A 15,739-nucleotide genomic window follows, 5' to 3' on the forward strand; every position below is an offset into this window, starting at 1 on the left:
CGGACGTATCAGCTTCTTGATCTCTCGAAGCGACGCCGCCCACAACGCAAGCGTCTCCTCAATCGACGCTGCCCGCGTCCACGATCTCCGAATCATGGTTGCCCATGGATTCAGAAACCTTCCAAGAACGCAACTGTAATGCTAGGGTCGCAGAATCACGCGATCGCGCGACGAACCGGCCACAGCCATAAATGCCGCCTTGGCCTGTTCCAGCGGATAGATCGCGTTCGGCTTGATCGGGAACGGCTTGAGATGCCCGCCCGCGAAGCCGGGGCCGAGTTCCCTTAAGACCGCGCCGGTCGCGACCGACGACAGGCCGAGCGTATCGATGCCCACGTAAGTGTGCTGGCCACGATAGAACTCCAGGATGTTGAACTGCACGATGCGGTCCACCGCGGCGATCAGGATCTGCCGACCGCGTAAGCCGAGCGATTTGTGCGCGGCCTCGAAATAGGGATCGCCGACCGTGTTGAAGACGATGTCGGCGCCCTTGCCGCCGGTGAGTTCGCGCACGCGCGCCGCAACGTCGGTGGCGGAGGCATCGACGACATCGACGGGAGAATTGGCGTGGCCTTCATAGAGCTCGCTCCTGCGGACGACGCCGATCACGCGCGCGCCGTGCCAACTCGCGATCTGTGTCGCCGCCTGCCCGACCTTGCCGTTGACGCCCATGACCAGCACGGTCTCGCCCGCCTTGGGAATGCCGGCGCGGCGCAAGCCTTCCATCGCGGTAACAAAGGGCACGCCGATGCCGGCCGCCTCTTCCCATGAAATGCCCTTCGGTTTCTCGACCACGGCTTCCGCCTCGATCACGAGATGCGTGGCATGCGTGCCGTCGCGGCGAATGCCGAGATCGCCGGACGAGCCGAACACCTCGCGCCCGATCCACCCCTGCGGACCGTCGATCACAACGCCCGCATAGTCGCGGCCCGGCGTGCGCGGGAATACGGCGTAAGGCATCAGCCCGGTCGCGGCCTTCACGTCAGATGGATTAACGGCCGCGGCCTTGAGCTCGATCAGCAGATCGTTTTCGCCGCGCGACAGCGCATGCGCCTCGATGACCGGCGAGATCGACGCGGCATCGACGGCCTTCGCCGGCAGCCGGACACAGCGCGCCTGGACCGTGGCAGATCGAAGATCGGGCTTCTCGGCAAACGACATCAGGCATTCCTGCTGGCTTCTGAGCAGCAGGAGTTACCCTTTCGGCCGCTTGTCGTAAACACGTTTCGCCTTGCCGAGCGAACGTTCCAGCGTGTCCGGGGCCACGGCCTTGATGCGGGCGGTGATACCGATGGTGTTCTTGATGAAGACCGCGACCTTTTCAGCATGCGCGTACAACCCGCTGCCGTCCCAGCTTTCGGGGCGGGCTTCGGCGAGCACGGTCATCTCGTCCATGCGACCCTCGCGCGTCAGCTCGATGATGAAATGCCCGCCGCACCAATCGGTCGCCAGCAGCGCTTCCTCGATCTGGGTCGGGAATACGTTGACGCCGCGCAGGATGATCATGTCGTCGGAACGGCCCGTCACCTTCTCCATGCGCCGCATGCCCGGCCGCGCCGTGCCGGGCAACAGCCGCGTCAGGTCGCGGGTACGGTAGCGGATGATCGGAAAGCCCTGCTTGGTCAGCGAGGTGAAGACCAACTCGCCCTTCTCGCCGTCAGGCAGCACGGCGCCGGTCTCGGGATCGATCACCTCGGGGTAGAAATGATCCTCCCAGATGTGGAGGCCGTCCTTGCTCTCCACGCATTCCTGCGCCACGCCGGGGCCGATCACTTCCGACAGGCCGTAGATATCGGTGGCATCCATGTCAAAGGTCTGTTCGATCTCGGCGCGCATTGCGTTGGTCCAGGGTTCGGCGCCGAAGATGCCGAACTTCAGCGACGATTTGCGCGGATCGAGCCCCTGCTTCTTGAACTCATCCGAGATCGCCAGCATGTAGCTCGGTGTCACCGTGATGATGTCGGGCTTGAAGTCGTTGATCAGTTGCACCTGCCGCTCGGTCATGCCGCCGGAGACCGGCACCACCGTGCAGCCTAACCTTTCGGCGCCGTAATGCGCGCCGAGTCCGCCGGTGAACAGGCCATAGCCATAGGCGTTGTGCATCAGCATGCCGGTACGGCCGCCTGCGGCGCGGATCGAGCGCGCCATCACATCCGACCAGATGTCGATGTCTCCTAGCGTATAGCCGACCACGATCGGCTTGCCCGTCGTGCCCGAGGACGCATGGACACGGACCAGCTTTTCGCGCGGCACCGCGAACATGCCAAAGGGGTAATTGTCGCGGAGGTCGGTCTTCACCGTGAACGGGAATTTGGCGAGATCGGAGAGCTGCCTGAAATCGGATGGATGCACGCCCGCCGCATCAAACGCCTTCTTGTAGTGCGCGACGTTGTCATAGGCGTGCTTGAGCGACCAGGCGAGACGCCTGGTCTGCAGCGCCATGATCTCGTCGCGCGAGGCGCGCTCGGCCTCGTCCAATTCAGCGCTGTAACCGCTTCCGCTGGATTTCAATCTTGCCATGGCCATGGCGTTTCCCTTCTCGCTATCTTTGTGTGGCCCCGTTGTCCGCAACCGGCAGCCACGTTCCGGCGATGGTGCGGGAATGGCCGCGGAATTCGGCGATCACGACATCGCCAGCGGTGACGCGAACGTCGTAAATCCCGGACCGTCCGTTGCGCGAAACTTCCCGTGCGGTCGCGACCAGCACGTCGCCGAGCTTGCCCGGCCTGATGAAGGCGATGTCGCATTGCGCGGCGACGGCGCGTTCGTTACGGGAGTTGCAGGCAAAGGCGAAGGTGGAATCCGCCAGCAGAAAGATGAAGCCGCCATGGGCGATGCGCTGGCCGTTGACCATGTGCGGCTGCACCGTCATCGTCAGCGTCGCCTGCCCGGGCTTGACCTCGACAAGTTTCATGCCGAGGCCCTTGCTGGCGTCGTCTTCCTTCCACATCGCATCCGCGCAGGCGCGGGCGATCTCGTCGGGCGAAAGCGCGACGTTCATAGCTGATAGCCCGCTCTGCGAGACGGTTCCACGACGTTCTCTCCCTGTGCGCACGGGCCTGTTTGAACAGGCCTCTCTACGTAGTCAGTGTTGGGACGAAGCACCTGAGGTGTCAACGATCCCGCGATTCCTCATACGTGGTCGTAGTCCACTACCACCTTGTCCGAGCATGGCCTCGCCTGGCAGGTCAGGATGAAACCCGCCTTCAGCTCCCACGGCTCCAGCGAATAATTGACTTCCATCTGGGCGTCGCCTTCGACCAGCTTGGCGCGGCAGGTCGAGCACATGCCGCCCTTGCAGGCGAACGGCAGATCCATGCCGGCGCGCAAGGCGGCATCGAGGATGGCCTCACCTTCAGCGACCGGCACCTCGCGTCGTTTTCCATCGATGATCAGGGACGCCATCGCCCTGGGCGGCGCGGACGCCTCGATAACTTTCTTGGGGCGCGGCTTACCGCCAAACTCGGAGACAAAGCGCTCGACATGGATGCGATCCTCGGCAATGCCTATCTCACGGCAGGTCGCTTCAATGTCCTCACTCATGCCCGTGGGCCCGCAGATGAAGACGTGATCGACGCTTGCCGCCGGCACCAGCGAGCGCAGCAGCACGCGCACCTTTTCGCCGTCGAGCCGGCCATGCAGGATCGGAATATCCTGCTCTTCGCCCGATATGACATGAAAGAGCGAAAGCTGCTGCATGAACCGGTCCTTCAATTCCTCCAGTTCTTCGAGGAACAGCATGCTCGATGTTGTGCGGTTGCCATAGAACAGGAAGAAGCGGCTATCGGGTTCGCGCGCCAGCACGCCCTTGACGATCGACAGGATCGGCGTGATGCCGCTTCCCGCGGCAAAGCCGACATAGACCCGCGCCTCGTCAGGCGCATGGGCGACACCAAAACGGCCGGTCGGCGTCATGACGTCGAGTTCGTCGCCGGTCTTTAGCTCATCCGCAGCCCAGTTCGAGAACGCGCCGCCATCAATCTTCTTAACCGCGATACGCAACTCGCCATCGTCAGGCCCGGAGCAGATCGAATAGGAGCGGCGTACTTCCTCGCCGTCCATGGTGGTGCGCAGCGTGAGGTATTGCCCGGGCGTGAAGCTGTAGTCGTCCTCCAGTTCCTTCGGAATGGCAAACGTCATCGACACCGCGTCAACGGCTTCGCGGCGCAGGTCGCAGACGGCGAGACGGTGAAAGCGCGGTGCGTGGGACATCAGTGCTTCCCCACCGTCATTGTCTGCGACAAACGCAAAGCGTTTGCGCAAGAGAGCGCAGCGAAGCAATCCACCTTTTCTTTGCGGCTCGATGGATTGCTTCGCTTCGCTCGCAATGACGGCATAGAGGACCTCAATGACACTTGAAATAGTCGAACGGTTCGCGGCAGCTCTTGCAGCGCCACAGCGCCTTGCAGGAGGTCGAACCGAACTCGGACAGCAGTTCGGTATTCTGCGAGCCGCATTGCGGGCATGCCACCTGCTGCTCGCCGAACAGCGCGCGGCGCGAATTTGAGGCCTGCGGCGGAGCGATGCCGTATTCCCTGAGCTTGTTGCGGCCATCCTCGCTCATCCAGTCCGTGGTCCAGGCCGGCGACAGCACGGTGCGGACGGTCGGCCGGGCGATTCCGGCGCGCTCCAGCGCGAGCTCGATCTCCAGAGCGATCATGTTCATGGCGGGACAGCCGGAATAGGTCGGCGTGATCGCGACCTCGACGCGGCCATCACGGACCTCGACCTCGCGCAGCACGCCGAGATCGGCGATGGTGAGCACGGGAATCTCGGGATCGACCACTTGCGCAGCCGCTTCCCAGGCGCGACGGCGCAGATCGCTGTCGTTGAGAATGGCCGTTACCATGTCGCCCCCGGAAAGGTACGCTGCATCGATTGCAGTTCGCTGAGGAGATGGCCAAGATGCTCGCTGTGGCGGCCGCTGCGGCCGCCCTGCTGCATCCAGTCGTTCTTCGGCAAAGCAAGCGTAGCCTCACTGACGACACCGGTGATCGTCTTCAGCCATTGCGAACGCAGCGGCGCGGGATCGATGGCGATGCCGGCATCGATCAGCGCGCGCTCGCTGTCGTCGACGGCGAACATCTCGCCGGTAAAGGCCCAGAGCTCGTCGATCGCAGATTGTGTGCGGCCGTGGCTTTCTTCAGTGCCGTCGCCGAGGCGGACGATCCACTCCGAACAGTGCCTGACGTGATAGGCGCTTTCCTTTTCCGACTTCGCCGCAATCGCCGCCAGCGTCGGATCGCCGGAGCGCATCATTGCCCGCCAATAGAGATCGGCGAAGGTGGCGTAGAAGAATTGCCGCACCATGGTACGCGCGAAATCGCCATTGGGCTGTTCCAGCAACAGCAAATTGCGGTACTGCCTGACGTCGCGGAGATAGGCGAACTTGTCCTCGTCGTTATCCTTGCCCTCGACCTTGGCCGCATAGGAATAGAGCTCGCGCGCCTGGCCGAGCAGATCGAGGCCCATATTGGCGAGCGCCATGTCCTCTTCCAGCATCGGCGCATGGCCACACCATTCCGACAGCCGATGCCCCAGGATCAGCGCATCGTCAGCGCGGCGCAGGGTGTAGAGCACCAGCGGCGTTTCAGAGACGGTAACGTTGGCTTCGGTCATATCGGTAACCTGCTTTGCTCAGTCGTCATTGCGAGGAGCGAAGCGACGAAGCAATCCAGACTTGTTTTGCGGTCCCATGGATTTGCCTCGCTTCGCTCGCAATGACGGAAAACTCACATATGCCCTACTTCGTCGGGCACATCGTAAAACGTCGGGTGCCGATAGATTTTCGATTCCGCCGGCTCGAACATCATGCCCTTCTCGGACGGATCGGACGCCGTGATCGCATTCGATGGCACCACCCAGATCGAGAGGCCCTCGCCGCGGCGGGTGTAAATATCGCGCGCGGCCTGCAGCGCCAGGGTCGCGTCGGTCGCGTGCAGTGAGCCAACATGCTTATGCGCCAGCCCGTTGCGGCTGCGGATGAAGACTTCCCAGAGCGGAATGTTCGGCGTTGCCATTGCTAGGTCTCCCTACTCTGCGGCCTGCAGAGCGGCGCGCTGCCGACGCTTCTCGGCGTAGGCCATCGCCGCCTCGCGTACCCAGGCACCATCCTCATGCGCCTTCCGCCGCGCCGCGAGGCGGTCGCGGTTACAGGGGCCGTTGCCGGCCAGCACCTGCTTGAACTCTTCCCAATCGATCGCGCTGTATTCCCAGTTGCCCGCTTCGTTCTGCTTCATGCCGGGATCGGGAATCGTTAAGCCCAGGAATTGCGCCTGCGGCACGGTGGCATCAACGAATTTCTGGCGCAGCTCATCATTGGAGAAGCGCTTGATCTTCCATTTGGTCGAGGTGTCCGAGTGCTGGCTGGCCTGGTCGGGCGGACCGAACATCATCAGCACCGGCCACCACCAGCGGTTCAGCGCGTCCTGCGCCATCGCTTTCTGTTCGTCGGTGCCGCGGCACAGCATCAGCATGATCTCAAAGCCCTGGCGCTGATGGAAGGACTCCTCCTTGCAGACGCGGATCATCGCGCGCGCATACGGGCCGTAGGAACAGCGGCACAGCGGGATCTGGTTCATGATCGCCGCGCCGTCGACCAGCCAGCCGATCGTGCCGATGTCGGCCCAGGTTAGCGTCGGATAGTTGAAGATCGAGGAATACTTTGCTTTGCCCGCCAGCATCAGGTCGACCAGCTCTTCGCGCGAGGTGCCGAGCGTCTCGGCGGCGGCGTAGAGATAGAGCCCGTGGCCGCATTCGTCCTGCACCTTGGCGAGCAATGCGGCCTTGCGGCGCAGCGACGGCGCACGGGTGATCCAGTTGCCTTCGGGCAGCATGCCGACGATTTCGGAATGCGCGTGCTGGGAAATCTGCCGCGTCAGCGTCTTGCGGTAGGCCGCCGGCATCCAGTCGTTGGGCTCGATGCGTTCGTCGCCATCGATGCGGGCCTGAAACTGCGCAGCCCGTTCGGCGTCCTCAATGTTGCGGTCTTCGCCGTCGGACGAATTGAGCGCCTGCGTATACATGGCGGACCTCCCGGAATTTGTTGGAAGGAAATATATAACATAATTTTAGATACGCAATATATTTCTGTAACATATTACGGATCGCCGAAACGCCTCGAAAGTTCCGCGACGGGCTTTGGCAAAGGCCCATTTTCGTTGGTCGCATGGCGGTCAAGCCATTGTTCCGACGCAGAAAGTAGCGCGCGATAGATTTCGCCGCAGAGCGCGCGGGCCGCCCTGCCCGGCCAGTCCGCCGGCAGCAGCGCGGTCGGCAGCAAGGGATCGCGCAGCACGACGCGGCGGTAATGGTGGATCAGGAGAATCCGTGCGGTGAAGGCGTCGGCCTCCGTCAGCCGCTCGCCGCTGACAATCCAGCCGTGCAGCGGCTCGAAGGTCTTCATGAACTTCTGATAGGCGTCCGCGGTGCGATGCAGCGGCCAGCTTTCGCTGAGCAGGCGCCGACCGCTGTCGTCTTCGGCAGAGACTTCGAGACGAATGGCGCCGGCGGCTTCCTCCGGCACCGGCACGCCCGACGGCGCAACCCACACGCCCGGCAGCGGACTGCCGAAACCCGCATTCTTCAGCGCCTCGCGCGAGGCGTCGCGGTCTTCGCCATTGCCGATCAGCAGCAGCTCGAACCGCCCGGTCCAGTCGGAGGCCGGCGGGCCATAGATGTGTTTCGTTGCGATATCAAAAGTTTGCCGCCCACTCTGCACCAGACGATAGAAGCTGTTGCGGCCGACTTTATTGCGTTCGAACCAGCCGTCGGCGGTCAGCCGCGACATCGCGGTGCGCACCACGCTGGCGTCGATGTCGAGCTCTTGGAAAAACTCCAGCAGCGTGCCGAGCCAGACCGAGCCGCCGCGCGGCACGATGGCGTCACCAAACACGGTGATGACGATCGAACCGGTGCGCGACGGTTCGCGCTTCAACTGCTGGATGATGCGGGCAAGCGGTGGCGGCATGCGTCAAGGCATAGCGCGTTTTTCGGGATAGCGACAACGGCGGCCGGGAGTTCTCCCTCGCCCCGCTCTTGCGGGGAGAGGGTTGGGGTGAGGGGCTGCCTCAGCAAACTCGATAGAGGTGAGTCCGCGGAGGCTCCCCTCACCCGCCGCTTCGCGTCGGCCTCTCCGCAAGGGGAATTATATACTTGAGAAGTAAAGCCCGGCGGCGGTGAGGGCAGCAAAGATTGCCCATGAAACGGCTTTGGGTCGTAAGACCCCGCCACGACTGGCCGAAGACAGCGTTCCGGGAAGCCAGTAGAGCGCGATGAACAGCTTGGGCCGTATTCCGCCCCACCTGACATAACCGGGCTGGCCATCGATCGGCTTTCGGAAATCACGCCAAACGTAGTGAGCGCCAGTAAGTATGTAAGCGATGGCGATGACGGCCACGATTCTCATAGATCACTTGCCACTTCCTTTGCGCGGCGCCGGCTTCATCTTCGCCAGCCGCGCCATAAGATCATCAGCCCGCGACTTGTCATCCGCACCGATCTCCTTGGCCTTCTCAATGAAGGGCGAGGCTGGAAGAGCCCGCGGCTCGCGTCTGTTATCGATGCGGGTTCGGATAAACCAAACTCCGCCAGCCGCTTCGATCGAACGGCGCCCATTCGCCTTCCGGCTGCGCCAGGCGATCGGCCACCGCATAGACCGCTGCGGGGTGATGGCCCATGCCGCAATGGCTGCTCTCGACCTCGATGCTCTCTGAAGTCGCCGACGTCTTTTCCATGCAGCCCTGCCAGGCGCAGATGCCATCGGTGCGGCTGAAGATCGCGGTGGTCGGCACCGGCGGCGTGCCGGACAGCGCACCGCCGAAACGGGCGTCTTCTTCGTCGGCACGGCGGCCGCTCGCCATCTCGTAAACGCGCCAGGCGTTGGTCGCCTTCGGTCCCGCGGCGAACGGGCTGCCAAGCGTGATCACGGAGCGCACGCGCTCCGGCATCATCTTGGCGAGCTGGCGTGCGTAGAGACCGCCGAGGCTCCAGCCGACCAGCGAGACCTTGCGGCCATGGGTGTCGTTCAACTCGTGCACGAGATCGACCATCGCGTTCTGCACGCCGTGGCGCAGCCCGAGATTGCGGCCCTGGCGCCAGCCGCTGACCGCGTAGCTGCGGCTCTTCAGGAAGCTGCGCAGCGGACGCGTGGAAGTGTCTGATGCAACAAGCCCGGGCAACACCAGCACCGGATGACCATCGCCTCGCGGGGCGAGGCTCAGCAGCGGCAACGCGCCGAGAAACGCGCCCAGTTCGGAAATGGCTCGCCCCTCCAGAAACATCAGCGTTCTGGACGGCGGCGAAAGCGTCTGTGTAGCAACGGACATTATGTCTCCTCTCGGGCGGGCCCCTTACGTCTCGGCAGCCACGCCACTGGTTCAGTTAGACGCAACGCAGTAGAATCGTTCGCAACGCAACATTGTTCCATAAAAAGCTAAGGAACCGGTTTTGCCGTTGCAAGCGGGGCAGATCACAGTCGGAACAACTAAAAGCGTTGACGTGATCAATTAGTCACAGCAGCCGCAGCAGGTATTCGAGGGTGTAGAGCGCCAGCCCTGCAAGCCCGCCGATCAGCGAGCCGTTGAAACGGATGTATTGCAGGTCGCGGCCGATGTTGATTTCGATCAGCGAAATCAACTGCCCCATGTCCCAGGATTTCACCTGATCCGAGATGAAGGTCGAAACGCCGCTCTTCTGTTCGGCGACGACGGTGCGCATCACGGCAACGAGCCCCTGATTGATTTCGGCGCGAAGTTCGGGGTCGCCTGCCAGCGCCTCGCCGGCCGTCACGAACATGCGCACCAGATATTGCTGCAGCACCTGCGTCTCGCCCGAGGCGCTGCGCTCGAAGAACGAGCGCGCGTTCGCCCAGATGTGGCGCGCGAGACCGGACAGTTCGGGGCGCGCCAAAAGATCGCGCTTCAGGCCCTGGATGCGCTCGGCATAGACCGGATCGGTGCCGAGCCGATCGACGAACGTCAGCACCATGCGATCGAACTCACCGCGAAACGGATGGGCGGGATCGTTGCGGACTTCCTCGAAGAAGACGGTGGCGGAAGCGACGATCTTGTTCACCAGAAACTTGTCGGCACGATAGAGTTTTAAAAGCGTCGGCAATTCGGCGCGGATCTTCTCACGGATCATCGCCATGGTTTCGGCCTGCGTCATCATCTGATGCACGCCGCGAAGGAGATCGTCGAGCAGACCCTGATGCCGCCCCTCCTTCACGAATGCGCGCAGCGTTCCGGCGGCGAGCGGCGCCAGATCGATCGCCATCAGCTGCGCGGTGATGCGGCGGCTGACGTAGGTCATCAGCCCGGAATTCTCCGTCGCAGCTACCGCTTCGGGCAACAGCCGCAGCGCAAAGCGCGCGAGATCCTCGCTGCGCTTGCGGTCGCGCAGCCAGTCGGCGATGAACGAGCCGAAATCGATCTGCCGCAGCTTGGCTTCGACCGGGGCAGATTCGAGGAAATGCACCTCGATGAATTCGCCGAGCTTGTCGGCGATGCGCTGCTGGTTGCTCTGGATGATCGCGGTATGCGGGATCGGCAATCCCAAGGGTCTTTTGAACAGCGCCACCACGGCGTACCAGTCGGCGAGGCCGCCGATGGTGGCGGCCTCGGCAAAGGCTGCGATGAAGCCGAGGGCGGGATGCAGGGGCAGCAGCGCCCTGGCGGCGAGGAAGATCACAAACGTCGCCGCCAACACCCCCGTCGCCAGCAACTTCACACGCCGCAACTCGGCGGCGCGGGCGGCGTCGCCGGGAGTGTCGATGCCGAAGGTGGCGGGAAGCGTCATGACGGCTTTCGAAGAAGATTCGCGCCTGTGTCAGCGTACCCCGTCATTGCGAGCGTAGCGAAGCAATCCAGCTCACCGCGAACGGAAAGATGGATTGCGTCCGCCTTCGCTCGTTGAGCATCGGCGGACAAGTCGTCGCTATAGCCCTCGCAATGACGGAGGAGATGCAACGTTGATCTATGCCGACACCCGACAAAAAGAAGGCCCGCCAAAAGCGGGCCTTCGAAAATGCAGTTGTCAGGCGGATCGCGATCAGGCGGTCTTGGAGTAGACCTTGGCGAAGTTGTCCTGCGCGTTCTTGGCACCCTCGGTGACGAGCTTGCCGAGATATTCGGTGCTGGCCTTCGCCCGCGAGACGAGCACTTCGCCACGCGCACGGACCAGGTCCGACTGGATCTGGGCGGCTTCGCTCAGCGACTTGGCCGATGCGAGCTTGTCGATGCCGGCGAAGAACGCTTCCGCGTCCTGATAGAACGCCTGCTGGATGTTGCGGCTGATCTTGGCGGCCTCGGAAACCGAACCGGCAACGGCGGTCTCGATCGCAGCGGTCGCCTTCTCCGAACCTGCGTAAAAGTCGGCAGCGCGCTCCTTGGCGGTCTCGGCCTGCTTCTTCACGAACTCACGGGCAGCTTCCGGAACTTCCAGGTTCTGGAGCTTGGTGAACGCCTCGGTGACGGGCGCGAAGGCTTCCTTGACGGTGTTCAGCACGGAATTGGTTTCGGTGGTCATTGGGTCTCTCCATCCTCAGGTTTGAGCTATGGGCTCACCCCGTCCGGATTGGCCCGGGGCAGGAGTGTTGTGCCATAGTTAATGGTGCGGCGCAACATCAATGTTGCAGCGCGATATCACGAATTCGTGATAAGCCTGATGGATGAGCGGTTCGCCCAGAGAAACGGCAAAAGTTCCACTTTAGGCTAATGCCGGAGCCGGCCCCATCTACTTTGCATGGGGTTGTTTTCGCGATTTTTTGTCCAGCTAGTGCTGGACCGCCCCCGGCAACCCGTAGGCTTCCATCTGTGCCCGAACCTGCGCCACATTATGTCCGAGCACGACGATGTCGTGCTTCTTGCCGTCGACGTCCCGGACGTGGTCCCGCAGCAGGGCCTCGGCCTTGAAGCCCAGGCTTTCGAACAGCGTGATCGCCGCCTGCTGGTCGACCGTCATTTGAACCGACAGCTTTTCCAGCCCGGCGCCCAGGGCCAGCGCGAAGGTCTCCTGCGACAGCGCCCGGCCGACGCCCTGCCCGCGGACATCCTGCGACACCACCATCCGGATCTCGCCGACATGGGGCGACCAGGAATGCGGGTCGCGCACCAGCGTGCCGCAGCCGACCACCGTGCCGTTTTTCACCGCCAGCAGGCTCGTGATGGCGCCGCGCTCGATCTCGTTGACCCAGGCCGACAGCACTTTGGGCTGACTGATATTGCGCGGCAGGAACAGCAGGTCGTGCGTCGGAAGCTTTTGCGCGAAGGCCAGCACGGCGGCTTCGTCGCTGCGCGCCATCATGCGGAATTCAATGTCGCCGGCGTCGGTCTTGACGTGGCGCGGATAGGAACGTGTTTCGCTCATGTTGATCTCTTACCTAGCCAGGAGTCCAGTTTCGGCCACAGCCGCTTGATCGCGTTGGCGCCGGCGACGAGGCTGACATGACCGCCCTTCAGCATCACCTCTTCCTTGTCCGTGGAGCCGACCTTGGTGATCAGGTGTTTTGCGGCGCCATAGGGCACGATGTGATCGTGTTCGGCGACCGCATGCAGGATCGGCACCTTGATCTTTGAAATATCCGCCGCGCGTCCGCCGACCGTCATGGTGTCGTTGTAGAGCTTGTTGTCCCACATCAGGTCTTTGGTGATGGCGCGAAAGTACTCGCCGGCCAGCGGCAAGGTGTCCGTGCCCCAGCGATCCATCATCCGGTAGGCTTTGACGTATTCGTCGTTCCAGATGTTCTCCCACAACTGCACCTGGCTGACGGTGCGCGAGGCCGGCCGCAGCATTTCGAACGAGGACAGGATCATTTCCGGCGGCACGTTGCCGACGCTGTCGACGAGGCGGTCGACATCGAAATAGCGCCGGTCGGAGAAATTCGAAAACAGCTTCATCTCGCGGAAATCGATCGGCGTGGTGAAGCAGATCAGGTTCTTCATCGGCCCGTCGTTGAAGATCGAGCCGTACAACAGCGACAGCACGCCACCAAAGCAATAGCCGATCACGTTGACATCATGCTCGCCGGAATCCTGCTGCACGCGGCGGACGCAGTCCGGGATGAAGTCGAGGACGTAGTCCTCCATCCGCAGGGATTTTTCCTCCGGCTTCGGCGCGGTCCAGTCCAGCATGTAGACGTCGTAGCCGCGCTTCAACAGAAACTCGATAAAGCTCTGGCCCGGCACCAGGTCGAGGATGTAGCCGCGGTTGGTGGTCGCCATCACGATCAGGATCGGAATGCGGTAGATTTCGTCCGCGACCGGCCGATAGTGATAGAGGTTCATGGTGCCGCGGACAGCGAGAATGTCCTTTGGCGTCGAGCCGAGCGATGGACCGGACGAGGAAAAATATTCGACGCCCTTGATGCTGCGCTGGATCGCGCGCTGCACCTCGGACTGGACCCGCTCCGAGATCGACGCCAGATCGAGAGCCGCCGGAGCGTTCATTTCTGCTCTCCCTCCGATGGCGGACGCTTGGTGCGCGGCGGCCGCGGCGTGCCAAGGCCGCCGTCCTGCGCCAGCGAGTTATGATGCACCTGATGCAGCATCGCCTTGATCTCGTTGAGCTGGCCTTCGATCGACTGCAGCCGTTCGGCCATGCCGACCATCTGCGCCCGGCTCGGCAGGTTCATCGCCAGCAGGTATTTCTCCATCAGCTCGCCGAGCTGCTTCTGCGCGCCCGCCGACACGCCGCCGACCTGGTTCATCGCCTTGGAGAACTCCGGCGAGGTCATCGCCTGGTTGGCGAAGGAATTGAACCCCTTCTCCATCTCCCCGAGCATGGTCTGCCAGATCGCGGCAGGATCGTTGCCTTTGTCGGCCATCGCGCCTCTCCCGAAAGGTTACGAGCGCTTGCCACGCTTCGCTTGCTGTTTGGCCCATACGACACCGTTGCGGCGGGCCGGTCAACCGCTGCCAAGTCTTCTGCGGTGCGGGAAACCATGCCATAGTTACTCAAAGCTCAGGTCACCTAAGGGAAGACAAACGCGATGCTCGCCCATCAGCCGCCACAGATCGCTCGCGCCAACGGCATCGATATTTGCTACGAAATTTTCGGTGATCCGGCCGCGGAACCGCTGTTGCTGATCATGGGGCTCGGCGCCCAGATGATCCACTGGGATGACGATTTCTGCCGCCAGCTCGCCGCACGCGGCTTTCGCGTCATCCGCTTCGACAATCGCGACATCGGCAAGTCTTCTCATCTATCTGGCGGTGGGCGGCTGACGCCGTTCGAACTGCTCAAGCTGCGGTTCCTGAAGATCCCGGTCGCCTCGACCTACAGATTGATCGACATGGCGAAGGACACGGTCGGCCTGATCGATGTACTCGGCATCCAATCGGCACACCTCGTCGGAGCATCGATGGGCGGCATGATCGCCCAGGAAATCGCGCTGTCGTTTCCGCAGCGGGTGCGTTCGCTGACCTCGATCATGTCGACGACAGGTAATCCCAAGGTACCGCCGCCGACGCGCGAAGCCGCCGCCGTGCTGATGGCGCCGCCGCCGGCCACGAAAGAGGAATATTTCGCGCGATTTGCCCAGACGTGGAAAGTGCTGCGCGTCGGCTCGTTCCCGGAAGACGAAGCGCTCGACCCTTCACGCGCCGCGCGCACCTATGAGCGCGGCCTCAATCCGAACGGCGTCGGCCGGCAGTTGCGGGCCGTGCTGGCCTCCGGCAGCCGCAAGGAACGGCTGGCGCAGGTAAAGGCGCCGACGCTGGTCATTCATGGCACTGTCGATCCGCTGATCCGTCCCGAGGGCGGCAAGGACACGGCGGCGTCGATCCCTGGCGCAAAGCTGCTCATGATCGAAGGCATGGGTCACGCGCTGCCGATCCCGATGTGGCCGCAGATCATCGGCGCGATCGACGAGCACGCGCGTCGCGCGGCAGCGAAGGCGGCGTAGCTCTGCGTAGCCCGGATGGAGCGCAGCGCAATCCGGGAAACTCTATCAGCTAGCGGCCGTCCCGGATCACGCGGAGCCTGTCATCGGGCGCGCAATCGCGCGACCCGTTGGCTCCATCCGGGCTACGCTTTATTGGCAATCCAGATGACGTGGCGCGCGCCGCCGCCTCTGCCAGTGGCGCGGATATTGACTTCGTTGACGTCGAAGCCTGCACCACGAAGGCGCTTTGCGAATGCCGGATTGGGCCCGGACGACCAGACCGCCAGCACGCCCCCCGGCCGCAACGCCGCGCGCGCCGCATCCAACCCGGACGGACTATAGAGCCCGTCATTGGCCTTGCGGGTCAGCCCCTCCGGGCCGTTGTCGACGTCGAGCAGAATAGCGTCAAATTTCAAACGGTGCGCGCGGATGATTTCGGTGACGTCGGATTCCCGAATGCTCACGCGCGGATCATTCAGGCTGTCGCCAAAAATTTCCGCCATCGGACCTCGCGCCCAGGCGACGACCGCGGGCACCAGTTCGGCCACCACGATCTGCGCTTTGTTTCCGAGCACGGCGAGCGCCGCGCGCAGGGTGAAGCCCATGCCGAGGCCGCCGATGAGCACATGCGGCTTTGCAATCTTTTCGATCTTCTTCGCCGCGAGCGTCGCCAGCGCCGCCTCCGAGCCCGAGAGTCGACTGTTCATCAGCTCGTTGGTGCCGAGCATGATGGAGAACTCCTTGCCGCGCCGCTTCAGGCGGAGCTCGTCGTCGGTGCCCGGAATGCGCGCGGTGTCAATCTTTTCCCAGGGAATCATGCCACGGCTTTTAGCATGCTGTCTCAATAGTCGTCGTCCC

General features: G+C 62.9%; 17 protein-coding genes. 1 reads left to right on the forward strand and 16 read right to left on the reverse strand.

Annotation, left to right across the window (positions count from 1 at the left end; genetic code table 11):
- Positions 1–141 precede the first annotated feature (141 nt).
- The 15 genes from C7G61_RS33120 to C7G61_RS33195 form a co-directional block, all read right to left on the reverse strand.
- A complete protein-coding gene (locus tag C7G61_RS33120; protein WP_108521810.1) occupies positions 142–1,161 on the reverse strand; it encodes a quinone oxidoreductase family protein in 1,020 nt (339 codons plus the stop codon).
- A 33-nt stretch (positions 1,162–1,194) separates the two neighbouring features.
- Positions 1,195–2,526: a phenylacetate--CoA ligase PaaK gene (gene paaK / locus C7G61_RS33125; protein ID WP_108521812.1), complete on the reverse strand. Its 1,332-nt coding sequence runs from the start codon at positions 2,524–2,526 to the stop codon at positions 1,195–1,197.
- Between the two features lie 16 nt (positions 2,527–2,542).
- Positions 2,543–3,001, reverse strand: a complete 459-nt coding sequence (paaI, locus tag C7G61_RS33130) for a hydroxyphenylacetyl-CoA thioesterase PaaI (RefSeq protein ID WP_108521814.1) — start codon at positions 2,999–3,001, stop codon at positions 2,543–2,545.
- 131 nt (positions 3,002–3,132) lie between these two features.
- Positions 3,133–4,212: a 1,2-phenylacetyl-CoA epoxidase subunit PaaE gene (paaE, locus tag C7G61_RS33135; RefSeq protein ID WP_108521816.1), complete on the reverse strand. Its 1,080-nt coding sequence runs from the start codon at positions 4,210–4,212 to the stop codon at positions 3,133–3,135.
- A gap of 133 nt (positions 4,213–4,345) precedes the next feature.
- A complete protein-coding gene (gene paaD / locus C7G61_RS33140) occupies positions 4,346–4,849 on the reverse strand; it encodes a 1,2-phenylacetyl-CoA epoxidase subunit PaaD (RefSeq protein WP_108521819.1) in 504 nt (167 codons plus the stop codon).
- The gene (gene paaC, locus C7G61_RS33145; protein ID WP_108521821.1) at positions 4,843–5,619 is read right to left on the reverse strand and encodes a 1,2-phenylacetyl-CoA epoxidase subunit PaaC; all 777 of its coding nucleotides are present in this window, start codon (positions 5,617–5,619) and stop codon (positions 4,843–4,845) included. The genes paaD and paaC overlap by 7 nt, the downstream gene beginning before the upstream one ends.
- Positions 5,620–5,732: 113 nt before the next feature.
- Positions 5,733–6,020, reverse strand: coding sequence for a 1,2-phenylacetyl-CoA epoxidase subunit PaaB (paaB, locus tag C7G61_RS33150; RefSeq protein WP_027539035.1), 288 nt, complete (start codon positions 6,018–6,020; stop codon positions 5,733–5,735).
- Between the two features lie 12 nt (positions 6,021–6,032).
- On the reverse strand, positions 6,033–7,025 hold the full coding sequence (paaA, locus tag C7G61_RS33155) for a 1,2-phenylacetyl-CoA epoxidase subunit PaaA (protein ID WP_108521823.1): 993 nt from the start codon (positions 7,023–7,025) through the stop codon (positions 6,033–6,035).
- A 74-nt stretch (positions 7,026–7,099) separates the two neighbouring features.
- Positions 7,100–7,969, reverse strand: a complete 870-nt coding sequence (paaX, locus tag C7G61_RS33160) for a phenylacetic acid degradation operon negative regulatory protein PaaX (protein ID WP_108521825.1) — start codon at positions 7,967–7,969, stop codon at positions 7,100–7,102.
- Between the two features lie 586 nt (positions 7,970–8,555).
- Positions 8,556–9,326 carry an esterase/lipase family protein gene (locus C7G61_RS33170; RefSeq protein WP_108521830.1) on the reverse strand — a complete coding sequence of 257 codons (771 nt, stop codon included), beginning with the start codon at positions 9,324–9,326 and terminating at the stop codon, positions 8,556–8,558.
- Positions 9,327–9,510: 184 nt separating this feature from the next.
- Positions 9,511–10,797 carry a DUF445 domain-containing protein gene (locus tag C7G61_RS33175; RefSeq protein ID WP_108521832.1) on the reverse strand — a complete coding sequence of 429 codons (1,287 nt, stop codon included), beginning with the start codon at positions 10,795–10,797 and terminating at the stop codon, positions 9,511–9,513.
- A gap of 252 nt (positions 10,798–11,049) precedes the next feature.
- Positions 11,050–11,526 carry a phasin gene (locus tag C7G61_RS33180; RefSeq protein WP_108521834.1) on the reverse strand — a complete coding sequence of 159 codons (477 nt, stop codon included), beginning with the start codon at positions 11,524–11,526 and terminating at the stop codon, positions 11,050–11,052.
- Between the two features lie 246 nt (positions 11,527–11,772).
- Complete coding sequence (locus C7G61_RS33185; protein WP_108521837.1) at positions 11,773–12,366, reverse strand: GNAT family N-acetyltransferase; 594 nt, start codon at positions 12,364–12,366, stop codon at positions 11,773–11,775.
- Entirely contained in the window at positions 12,363–13,445 is a 1,083-nt protein-coding gene (locus C7G61_RS33190; protein WP_108521839.1) for an alpha/beta fold hydrolase, read from the reverse strand. The genes C7G61_RS33185 and C7G61_RS33190 overlap by 4 nt, the downstream gene beginning before the upstream one ends.
- Positions 13,442–13,822: a hypothetical protein gene (locus tag C7G61_RS33195; RefSeq protein ID WP_108521841.1), complete on the reverse strand. Its 381-nt coding sequence runs from the start codon at positions 13,820–13,822 to the stop codon at positions 13,442–13,444. The genes C7G61_RS33190 and C7G61_RS33195 overlap by 4 nt, the downstream gene beginning before the upstream one ends.
- Positions 13,823–13,987: 165 nt before the next feature.
- Here C7G61_RS33195 and C7G61_RS33200 point away from each other — a divergent pair, with 165 nt between their 5' ends.
- On the forward strand, positions 13,988–14,902 hold the full coding sequence (locus C7G61_RS33200) for an alpha/beta fold hydrolase (protein ID WP_108521843.1): 915 nt from the start codon (positions 13,988–13,990) through the stop codon (positions 14,900–14,902).
- A gap of 122 nt (positions 14,903–15,024) precedes the next feature.
- On the opposite strand, the gene C7G61_RS33205 is transcribed toward C7G61_RS33200, so the two are convergent.
- Positions 15,025–15,699 carry a spermidine synthase gene (locus C7G61_RS33205; protein WP_108521845.1) on the reverse strand — a complete coding sequence of 225 codons (675 nt, stop codon included), beginning with the start codon at positions 15,697–15,699 and terminating at the stop codon, positions 15,025–15,027.
- Between the last annotated feature and the right edge of the window lie 40 nt (positions 15,700–15,739).

It is taken from the genome of Bradyrhizobium algeriense (genome assembly GCF_003062295.1).
In the GTDB taxonomy this organism is placed as follows: Bacteria; Pseudomonadota; Alphaproteobacteria; order Rhizobiales; family Xanthobacteraceae; genus Bradyrhizobium; species Bradyrhizobium algeriense.